This window comes from Meridianimarinicoccus zhengii, from assembly GCF_003254465.1.
Classification (GTDB): Bacteria; Pseudomonadota; Alphaproteobacteria; order Rhodobacterales; family Rhodobacteraceae; genus Meridianimarinicoccus; species Meridianimarinicoccus zhengii.
The window spans coordinates 91,702-100,734 of the sequence record NZ_QDFI01000006.1 but is presented as its reverse complement, the minus strand read 5'-3'; the positions used below and the strand labels follow the sequence as shown (position 1 = coordinate 100,734).

Below are 9,033 nucleotides of genomic sequence, written 5' to 3'. Positions count from 1 at the left end.
GCCGCGCCGGAGGCCTGCGCGCAGGCCGTGATCCAGGCCGCGCGCGCGTCCGGTCCGGGGAGGTCGCGCCCGCCGCCGATGGCCATGGCATCGGTCGCCACGCGGCGCGGGCGGTTCAGACGGGCAAGCACGGTATCGGCGACTTCGGCCGCGAAGGCGCGAAAGGTCGTCCATTTCCCGCCCACGAGCGAAATCACCGGGAACGAACGGTCCGGTGCGGGGTCGGTCACGGGCGCGGAATGGTCCCGGCTGATGAGCCCCGGCGCGGTGCCCTTGCTGTTGGGCAGCGGACGGATCCCCGCATAGGCATAGACGATCTGGCTGTCATCGAATTCCAGCCCTGGCAGCAGCGCGCGCAGGCTGTCCATGAAATACGCGGTCTCGGATGCGGTGCAGATCGCGGCATCGGGATCGTCTGCGGCGATGTCGGTGGACCCCACCAGCGCGCGGCCCGCGTACGGAAAGACCAGCAGGATGCGCCCGTCATCGGCTTCGAAATAGATCATCCGCCCGTCGAGCTGCCGCACAAGCTCGGGGTGGTCCAGCAGCACATGGGCGCCCTTCGTCCCGCCGATCAGCGCGCTGTCGATCCCGAGCACCGCGTTGACCCGGTCGATCCATGGCCCGGCGGCGTTCACCACGAGATCCGCACGCACATGGCGCGGGCCGCCTTCGGGCAATTCGAGTGCGATCACCCCGTCGCACTGGCACGTCACGGGTGTCCAGTTGAGCGCCTCGGACTCTGGTGACAGCGCCACGCCGTCCTGCACCAGTTCCAGCACCAGCCGTTCCGGCGCGGTGATAGACGCATCATGGTAGCAGCCCACCGCCCTGATGCGCGGGGTCAGCGCGGGCAGGTCGGCCAGCGCCGCCTTGCGCCCCAGCATCCGGTGGCGGGGCATCACGCGGGCACGCGCGCCGTACAGGTCGTAAAGCGCCAACCCGATCTTCACCAGAAGCGCCCCGCGGCTGCGCGGTGCAGTCCGCGACCCCAGAAGCGTGCGGATCGCGGCGCCGATCCCCTTGGTCCATGACAGGATCGGGATCACCGTCGGCAGGGGCCGCACGAGATGCCCGGCGTTACGCAAGAGCAGGTTGCGTTCATAAGTCGATTCCGCGACCAGCCGGAGTTCCCCGGTCTCGAGGTATTTCAGCCCGCCATGGATCAGCCGCGATGGGGCGGCGCTGGTGCCCGACCCGAAATCGCCCTTGTCCACGATCAGGCAGCGCAGACTCTGCGCGCAGAGATCGCGGAACAGCCCCGCGCCGTTCACCCCCGCGCCGATGATGACCACGTCGAAATGGTCGGTTTCATCGGTCATGGGCATCCCCATGCGGCATGGCGTTCAGCCGGTCCCAGACCGGGGCCAGGTCGTCGGCGATGGCGCGCCACGTGGCGTAGCGGTCGGCGCAGTGCGCCGCGCGGGCCGGGTCGGGTCGATAGACGGTGGCGATGGCATCCATGTCGCGCGGATCGGCCTCCGGTCCTGCGAAGGCGCCCACGGCGGCACCTGCGCACAGGGCCGCGCCCCAGGCGGCGGATTCGTCGGTGTCGGTCACGGTGACCTCCATCCCCAGCACATCGGCGAAAAGCTGCGCAACGACGGGGTTGCGCGACACGCCGCCGGTCAGCCGCACCGCGTCCGCCGGGAACGCCCCGCGCAGGGTGTCGACGTGGTGGCGGTGGTTGAAGGCGACGCCTTCCAGCAGCGCCGCCAGCATGTCGCCCCGGTCGTGCCAGCCGCGCAGGCCGAGGAACCCGGCGCTGGGGCCGGGCCCACGGGGCGAGCCGAAAAGGTACGGATGCCAGACCACCGGTGCGGCGCGGCCCAGCCCTGCCGCGATCTCGTCGGCCAGCGCGGCGTGGATGCTGCGCCCTGCGGCGTTGGCGGCATGGGTATCGGCGGCGCAGAGCGTGTCGAGGAACCAGTCGTAATTGGTGGTCGAGGCAGGCGAGATCGACATGGCGTTCCAGCGCCCCTGCGCGACCGCGTTGCGACAGAACCAGCCGGCGCCGGTGCGCGGCGTGTCGGTGACGCATTCGTTGATCGAATAGGTGCCCGCGACGATGCCGACGACGCCCGGCACATGCGCCCCGATCCCTTGCGCCGAGGCTGTCACGTCATGCAGCCCCGCCGCGACCGGCGTGCCGGGGGCGAGGCCCGTGTCGCGGGCGGCCGCGTCGGTGACATGGCCGACGATCTCGGCCGACCCGGCGATGGGCGGCAGGGCATGGGCCAGCGCACCCAGACCGAACAGGTCGAGCGCGTCCGGCGCATAGTCCTGTGTGGCCACGTCGGTGAAGGATGTGCTCGCCTCCGTCCGGTCGGTGCCGATGGTGCCGGTCAGGCAATACCGCAGCCAGTCCTTGCAGGCGAGGACATGGCCGATGGCGGCGAAGCGTTCCGTTTCGTTGTCCCTCACCCAGGCCAGCAGCGCCGACGGGGCGGACACGTGGGGTTCCTGCCCCGTCAGCGACAGGCTGCGCGCGGCGGTCCCATCCGCCTGCCAGCGCGCGACCTGCGCGCCTGCCCGGCTGTCGAGCGACAGGATGCCATGCCCCAGCGGTTCGCCGGCGCGGTCGAGCATATAGACCCCGTCACCATGGGCCGTCGCCGCGACCGCGATCACGTCGCCGGGCGCGGTGCCGCTTGCCGTCAGCGCGTCGCGGATGACCGACGCGGTCTGACGCCACAGGTCAGCCATGTCCCGTTCCACGCGGTGGGGGGCGGGGATGCGCTGTTCCACGCTGCGGCGCGCCACGCTGATCTGGCGGCCCGCAAGGTCGAACACCACCGCCTTGGTGACGGTCAGCCCGCTGTCGATGGCAACGATCCGCGCCATGCCGCCGCCCACCGGATCAGGCCGAGCGGTACTTGGCATCGACCCCGTCGATGGCCTGCACGTTGCCCGCCGACTTGCCCTCCGGGTCGAAGGATGCCGACAGGAAGGCGTCGGCGATGTCCTTGGCCAGTTCCGGCCCGATCACCCGCGCGCCCATGGTTATGACATGGGCGTTGTTCGACGTGGCGGCCTTGCCGGCGGAATAGGTGTCGTGGCACTGCGCCGCGCGGATGCCCGGCACCTTGTTGGCCGACAGCGCCACGCCGATGCCCGTGCCGCAGAACAGGATGGCGCGGTCGTATTCGCCCGCCAGAACCGCCGTGCACACCCGGTCGGCCATGTTGGCATAGAACGGGTCGGGCCCCGCAGGGCCGTCCGAGATGTCGGCAACGTCGTGCTTGCCCTTCAGGTGTTCGGCGACGACTTTCGCCAGGGGCGCCCCGGCGCTGTCGCCTGCGATCGCGATCTTCATGGTCTGTCCTTTCAGCTGTCGAGAGTGGCGGCGCAGCGCGCGAGAATGTCGAGATACCCCTCGACAGCCCACGCGGAGCGCCCGATGAAAAGCCCGTCGATATGCGGGCACTGGATAAGCTCGGCGCAATTGCCGGGATTGACCGACCCGCCGTAAAGGCACGGCACGGCACGGCCCAGCATGTCGCGCGCGACGGCGATGATCTCGGCCTGCCGTGCGTCGGCATAATCGGCGGTCGCGGGGATGCCGTTTTCGCCGATGGCCCAGACGGGTTCATAGGCCAGCAGGATCGGTGCGCCGTGCTGGTCCGGGCCAAGCCGCGCCAGTGCGCCATCCACCTGCCGCGCCAGCACGTCCGCCGCCTGCCCGCTTTCGCGATCCGCCAGCGTCTCGCCGATGCAGATGAGCGGCGTCAGACCGTGGCGCACGGTGGCTTCGACCTTCAGGCCCACCGTCTCGTCGGTTTCGCCGAAATGTTCGCGCCGTTCCGAATGGCCCAGTTCCACGAGGTCCAGCCCGCAATCGGTCAGCATCACCGGCGACACCTCGCCCGTCCAGGCGCCGCTGTCGGCCCAGTGCATGTTCTGCGCGCCGACCTTGACGGATGTGTCCGCCAGCGCCGCCTTGACCTCGCGCACCATGGTGAAGGGCGGGATCACGAAGCGCTGGATGCGCGGGTCGCGGTCGGAATCGGCGGCGGCAAGGGCGGCGGCAAAGGCCCGCGCCTCGGCCAGCGTCTTGTTCATTTTCCAGCTCGTGCCGATCCAGAAGCGGGTTTCGGTCATTGGGCAGCCTCCGGCGGTGCGATGGTCAGGGTGAGGCCCGCACGGTCCAGCGCCGCGATGGCGTCGGGGTTCGGGCGTGCGTCGGTGATGATGTCGTCGAACTCGGACAGGTCGGCGAGCTTGTGCAGCGCCGCGTGGCCGAAGCGCAGATGGTTGACGATCAGGCAGCGGCGCCCGGCGGCATCCATCATCGCCCGCTTGGCGCGCACGACCGTGTCGTCCATGTGGAACACCTCCGTTCCCGCGACAGCGGGGGTGGAGATGAAGCCGATATCGGCGCGCAGGCCCGCAAGGCTGTCTTCGCAGACCTTGCCAAGAAACGCGTTGAACTTGGCCGAATAGACCCCGCCAAGCGCGATCAGGGTGATCCCCGTCTCGCCCCGCAGCGCGTCGATCACGGCGCAATTGTTGGTGATGACGGTCAGCGGGCGGCAGGCCACGGTCATGCGACCCAGCACGGCGGCCATGGACCCGTCGTTGATCATCACTGTCATGCCCGGCTCGATAAGCCCCAGCGCGGCCGCCGCGACTGCGGCCTTCGTCGCCCCGCCCTGCCGTTCGCGGAACCGGAAATCACTCTCGAACCGCGTGCCGGATTCGATCGTCGCCCCGCCGCGGAACTTGCGCAGCAGGCCGGCCGATTCCAGTTCGTCGAGATCACGGTGGATGGTCATGCGGGACACGGCAAACCGCTCGGCCAACGCATCGAGATCGGCCCGGTGTTCCGCCACCAGGATCTCCATGATCGCCTGCTGCCTGTCTTCGCGTTTCAACGCCATCCCCTCTTGGATTTCTAACATCGCATGTCACAAATCACAGGTCAATGATGTTATTTTGTGATTTTATCTTGTGACGCCCCACCCGGCAAGCTATGATCCACGCAACGCAGGAGGCTTGCATGCCCGACCACACCCCGCCCAACCCGACACCGGCACGCCTGACGCTCGAGACCGACGGCGAAATCCGGGGCACGCCGCTTGCCGCATACCTGGCCGAGACCTGCGGAACGGATCCGCAGCGCCGCGCGCTGGCCGTGCTGATCGAGGGCATCGCGGCGGCCTCCGTACCGCTGGCCCGGCGGCTGGCCGCGGGCAAGCTTCCGGGCGATCCGACCGCCATCGTGGGCACGAACGAATCCGGCGACCGGCAGAAGGCGCTCGACATGGGTGCGCACCATCACCTTGTCGCCGCGATGAATGGCCTGTCCGTTGCAAGCGTTCTGTCGGAAGAGGCGGAGGAGATCATCCCCCTCGACCCCGCCGGGCTGTTCGACGTGGCCATGGACCCGATCGACGGGTCGGGCAGCATCGGCATCGGCGCGCCGCTTGGAGCGCTCTTCTGCGTCTTTCCGGCGGGCGGTGGGTTCCTGCGCAAGGGGCGCGAGGCGATCGCGGCGGTCTACGTGTCCTTCGGGCACAGCACCGATCTGGGCTTCAGCATGGGCGATGGCGTGGCGCTTGCGACGCTCGACCCGGACACAGGCGTCTTCCATATCGACACACCGCGCGTCGCCTTGCCACCAAGCGCCGACACCGTGGCGTTCAACGCGTCCAACCTGTGCCACTGGTCGGACGGCCTGCGCCGCTATGTCGGCGACCTGATGAAAGGCGCGGACGGGCCGCGCGGGCGGGATGTCAACATGCGCTGGCTCGCGGCGGCTGTGGGCGACCTGCACCGCATCCTGCGCCGCGAAGGGCTGTTCATGTATCCCGCCGACGCGCGGCCGGGATACGAGGACGGCTATCTGCGGCTGGCCTATGAAGCCTTTCCCATCGCCTTCCTGATCGAACAGGCCGGCGGGGCCGCGACGGACGGGGCGACGCCAATCCTCGACCTCGCCCCCGCCCATCCCCATGCCCGCGTGCCGCTGTTCTTCGGTGCGCGGGACGAGATCGCCACGGTGCACGACTACCTCGCACGCTGACACCACAAAGACCGCCAAGGAGGCCCCCATGGCCCGCATCACCCTGCGCCAGCTTCTCGACCACGCCGCCGACAACGCCTATGCCGTGCCTGCCTTCAACATGTCGAACATGGAACAGGGCCTGGCGATCATGGCCGCCGCGGACAAGGTCGGCGCACCGGTCATCCTGCAGGCCAGCCGCGGCGCGCGCGCCTATGCCCACGACACGGTTCTGGCACGGCTGATCGACGGGCTGGTGGAGATCTATCCGCATATCCCCGTCTGCATGCATCTCGACCACGGCAACGGGCTTGCCTCCTGCGCGACGGCGATCCAGCACGGGTTCACGTCGGTGATGATGGACGGCTCGCTGATGGCGGACGGTACGACACCCGCCGATTTCGCCTATAACGCCGCGATCACCCGGCAGGTGGTGGACATGGCACATGCCTGCGGCGTGTCGGTTGAGGGCGAACTGGGCGTGCTCGGGTCGCTGGAGACGGGCATGGGCGACCAGGAGGACGGGCACGGCGCCACCGAAAAGCTGTCGCACGACCAGCTTCTGACCGACCCGGAGGAGGCCGAGCGCTTCGTCGCGGAAACCGGGGTCGATGCGCTGGCCGTGGCCATGGGCACCAGCCACGGCGCCTACAAGTTCACCCGCCAGCCCGATGGCGACGTGCTGGCGATGTCGGTGATCGAGGCGATCAACAAGCGCTTGCCCAACACCCATCTGGTGATGCACGGCTCATCCTCGGTGCCCGAGGAACTGCGGCTGGACATCAACGCCTATGGCGGGAACATCCCGCCCACATGGGGCGTGCCGCTGGAAGAAATCCAGCGCGGCATCCGGCATGGCGTGCGCAAGGTGAACATCGACACCGACCTGCGGCTGGCCGCCACCGCCGCCATTCGCCGCGTGCTGACCGAAGACCCGGCGGAGTTCGACCCGCGTAAATACCTGAAGCCCGCGATGGCGGCGATGACCGCCCAATGCATCGTGAAGTTCGACGCCTTCGGCACCAGCGGACAGGCCGAGAAGATTCGCGTGAAATCGCTGTCCGAGATGGTCCGGTATTACTGACGTCAGCCTTCGAGCAGCGCGCGCGCGGTGCGTTCGTCGGAAATCAGCCCCGACAGGCGGCCCGAGTTCAGCACCGCGCGCAGGGGCGCGATCTTTTCCGCGCCACCCGCGAGCGCGATGATCCGGTCGTTCCCGCCGGTGTCCAGAGACACGGCCAGCGTGCGCGCCGTGAGCGGGGTTTCGATCACCCGGCCCGCGGGGTCGAAGAAATGGCCCAGCATCTCGCCCACGCCGCCCACGTCGCGGATCGCCGCGATCTCGGACGCTTCGATCATGCCGGACGTGACAAGCTGCGTGTCCGCCTGCACGGTGCCGATACCTACGATCTTCAGCGGGGCATCCTGCGCCATGGCGAAGACCTCCGCCACACCGCGCTGCGCGAGCAGCACCTCGCGATCCTCGGCGGTGTTGGCGAAGAACGGCACCGGCATGACATAGGCGCGCGCACCGGTCTTCTCGGCCAGCAGGTGCATCACATCATGGGGGTTCGCGGCGAAATTGCGCGTCAGCCCCCCCAGCAGCGACACGAAGCTCAGCCCGTTGGTGGTCAGCCGCGGCATGGTGCGCACGGCCTCGGCCAGCGTGCGGCCATGGCCGATACCGATGGTCTGTTCCTCGCCGCCGTCGAGCCAGCGGCGCAAACGCGCGGCGCCGGCAAGCCCCAATGCGCGCAAGGGCAGGCCCGGTTCGTCGAGATCGGGCGCGATCTCGCAGGTCGTCAGACCGAACCGCGCCGTCAGCGCCTGTTCAAGCTCGATGCATTCGATGATGTCGCCTTCGATGCTGACCTTGACGGCACCATCGGCCACGGCGCGCGCGATCAGCCGGTGCGCCTTGACCGACGGCACGCCCAGCCGTTCGGCGACCTCGGCCTGCCGCAACCCGCCGACATAGTGCAGCCACGCCGCCCGGATCGACAGGGATTTTTCCGCGACTGCGGCCGCCGGGTCGCGCGCCATGTGCCGTGCCTTTCTTCATGTCCCGCCTGCCGCGTTCGGCGCGGGGCCTCGATCAGACCTTAAGGTCTTGCGCCCCGCTGTCGATATGCGGCGCCCAGAATGCGACGCTTTCGGCGATCTGGGGGATCACCTGACGGTCGTTGGGTTCGCGTTCCTTGAAGGACAGCTCCAGGCAGATCTCGTTGTCCGCCGCGCCGCCCTCGGCGAAGGCTGCCAGAAGCGGCGCAGGCTGGATCGCACCCTTGGCGTTGAATTCGGCGGTGAAGGGACGGTGGCCGGACTTGTCCATCATCGACTGCTTGATGTGGATGATCGGGCTGACGCGCGGCACCGCCCGTGCCCAGGCATAGGGGTCGGTGTCGTCCGGGTCGGGCGAGGTCACGTCGCCATGGTCGATATCGGCCATCATCCACATCGGGATCGCCATGTCGGCGGCCGTCAGCCTGTCCTGCAACGCCATGCAGGCGGCGATGGTTTCCCCGAATTCGCGCCCGACGCTCATGGGTTCCCAGAAGACGTAGTCCAGCCCCGCGGCTTTCGCGTGCTCCGCCACCTCGGCCCAGCAGTCGATGGCGATTTGCGTCAGATCTTCGCGCCGCTGCGGGTCGTCGTAGTCGCGGAAGGTGAAGATGGCGAACTGCGTTCCCACCGACGTGCCGCCCAGATCGCCGATGATATCCGCGAAGGTCTTGAACCAATCGACGTAATACCGGCGCACGTCCCTGTCAGGGTGGCCAAAATGGTTCAGCCGCCCGTAAGGCCCCGTCATGCCGGAGGTCACGCGCACCCCGGTGCGATCAAGCGCCGCCCCCATGGCCCGCGTCAGCCGCCGGATCACCGGGGCGGGCCAGCTTGGGTTGATGAATTCGTGCGTGAGTTGCAGGTCGCGGATGCGGATATCCCGCGCCACCGTGTCGATCAGGTCGTCCGGATCGGCGAAGCGGTTCACCAGCGGGTTGGTGTTGAGCGAAAGGGTCAGCGCCATG

9 protein-coding genes are annotated in these 9,033 nt (G+C 68.6%); 2 read left to right on the top strand and 7 right to left on the bottom strand.

Annotated features, from left to right (window positions below; all coding sequences use genetic code 11):
• From DDE13_RS03430 to DDE13_RS03410, 5 genes are all read right to left on the bottom strand, one after another.
• Positions 1-1,322, bottom strand: a 1,322-nt coding sequence (locus DDE13_RS03430) for a glycerol-3-phosphate dehydrogenase/oxidase (protein ID WP_222626017.1), incomplete at its 3' end; no start/stop codon positions are given.
• Positions 1,312-2,844 carry an FGGY-family carbohydrate kinase gene (locus tag DDE13_RS03425; RefSeq protein ID WP_111401468.1) on the bottom strand — a complete coding sequence of 511 codons (1,533 nt, stop codon included), beginning with the start codon at positions 2,842-2,844 and terminating at the stop codon, positions 1,312-1,314. The genes DDE13_RS03430 and DDE13_RS03425, both read right to left, overlap by 11 nt.
• Positions 2,845-2,860: 16 nt before the next feature.
• Positions 2,861-3,316, bottom strand: a complete 456-nt coding sequence (gene derI, locus DDE13_RS03420; protein ID WP_111401466.1) for a D-erythrulose-4-phosphate isomerase — start codon at positions 3,314-3,316, stop codon at positions 2,861-2,863.
• A gap of 11 nt (positions 3,317-3,327) precedes the next feature.
• Positions 3,328-4,101 (bottom strand): triose-phosphate isomerase, encoded by a 774-nt coding sequence (locus DDE13_RS03415; RefSeq protein WP_111401464.1) that lies wholly within the window; start codon positions 4,099-4,101, stop codon positions 3,328-3,330.
• Positions 4,098-4,874: a DeoR/GlpR family DNA-binding transcription regulator gene (locus DDE13_RS03410; protein ID WP_111401488.1), complete on the bottom strand. Its 777-nt coding sequence runs from the start codon at positions 4,872-4,874 to the stop codon at positions 4,098-4,100. Before DDE13_RS03410 ends, DDE13_RS03415 begins: the two co-directional genes overlap by 4 nt.
• Before the next feature lie 125 nt (positions 4,875-4,999).
• Between DDE13_RS03410 and DDE13_RS03405 the strand changes: the two genes are divergently transcribed.
• Both DDE13_RS03405 and fba read left to right on the top strand, forming a co-directional pair.
• The gene (locus DDE13_RS03405) at positions 5,000-6,025 is read left to right on the top strand and encodes a class 1 fructose-bisphosphatase (RefSeq protein WP_111401462.1); all 1,026 of its coding nucleotides are present in this window, start codon (positions 5,000-5,002) and stop codon (positions 6,023-6,025) included.
• A gap of 28 nt (positions 6,026-6,053) precedes the next feature.
• Entirely contained in the window at positions 6,054-7,088 is a 1,035-nt protein-coding gene (fba, locus tag DDE13_RS03400) for a class II fructose-bisphosphate aldolase (RefSeq protein ID WP_111401460.1), read from the top strand.
• A 2-nt stretch (positions 7,089-7,090) separates the two neighbouring features.
• On the opposite strand, the gene DDE13_RS03395 is transcribed toward fba, so the two are convergent.
• Together DDE13_RS03395 and DDE13_RS03390 are read right to left on the bottom strand one after the other, a co-directional pair.
• A complete protein-coding gene (locus DDE13_RS03395) occupies positions 7,091-8,047 on the bottom strand; it encodes a sugar-binding transcriptional regulator (RefSeq protein WP_111401458.1) in 957 nt (318 codons plus the stop codon).
• A gap of 52 nt (positions 8,048-8,099) precedes the next feature.
• A complete protein-coding gene (locus DDE13_RS03390; RefSeq protein WP_111401456.1) occupies positions 8,100-9,032 on the bottom strand; it encodes a sugar phosphate isomerase/epimerase family protein in 933 nt (310 codons plus the stop codon).
• Position 9,033 lies beyond the last annotated feature (1 nt).

What these genes read in the sequence shown, in the direction of transcription:
- DDE13_RS03395 (WP_111401458.1), bottom strand. Translation starts at nt 8,047, where the DNA reads ATGGCGCGCGACCCGGCGGCCGCAGTCGCGGAAAAATCCCTGTCGATC.
- DDE13_RS03415 (WP_111401464.1), bottom strand. Translation starts at nt 4,101, where the DNA reads ATGACCGAAACCCGCTTCTGGATCGGCACGAGCTGGAAAATGAACAAG.
- DDE13_RS03405 (WP_111401462.1), top strand. Translation starts at nt 5,000, where the DNA reads ATGCCCGACCACACCCCGCCCAACCCGACACCGGCACGCCTGACGCTC.
- derI (WP_111401466.1), bottom strand. Translation starts at nt 3,316, where the DNA reads ATGAAGATCGCGATCGCAGGCGACAGCGCCGGGGCGCCCCTGGCGAAA.
- DDE13_RS03425 (WP_111401468.1), bottom strand. Translation starts at nt 2,844, where the DNA reads ATGGCGCGGATCGTTGCCATCGACAGCGGGCTGACCGTCACCAAGGCG.
- DDE13_RS03390 (WP_111401456.1), bottom strand. Translation starts at nt 9,032, where the DNA reads ATGGCGCTGACCCTTTCGCTCAACACCAACCCGCTGGTGAACCGCTTC.
- fba (WP_111401460.1), top strand. Translation starts at nt 6,054, where the DNA reads ATGGCCCGCATCACCCTGCGCCAGCTTCTCGACCACGCCGCCGACAAC.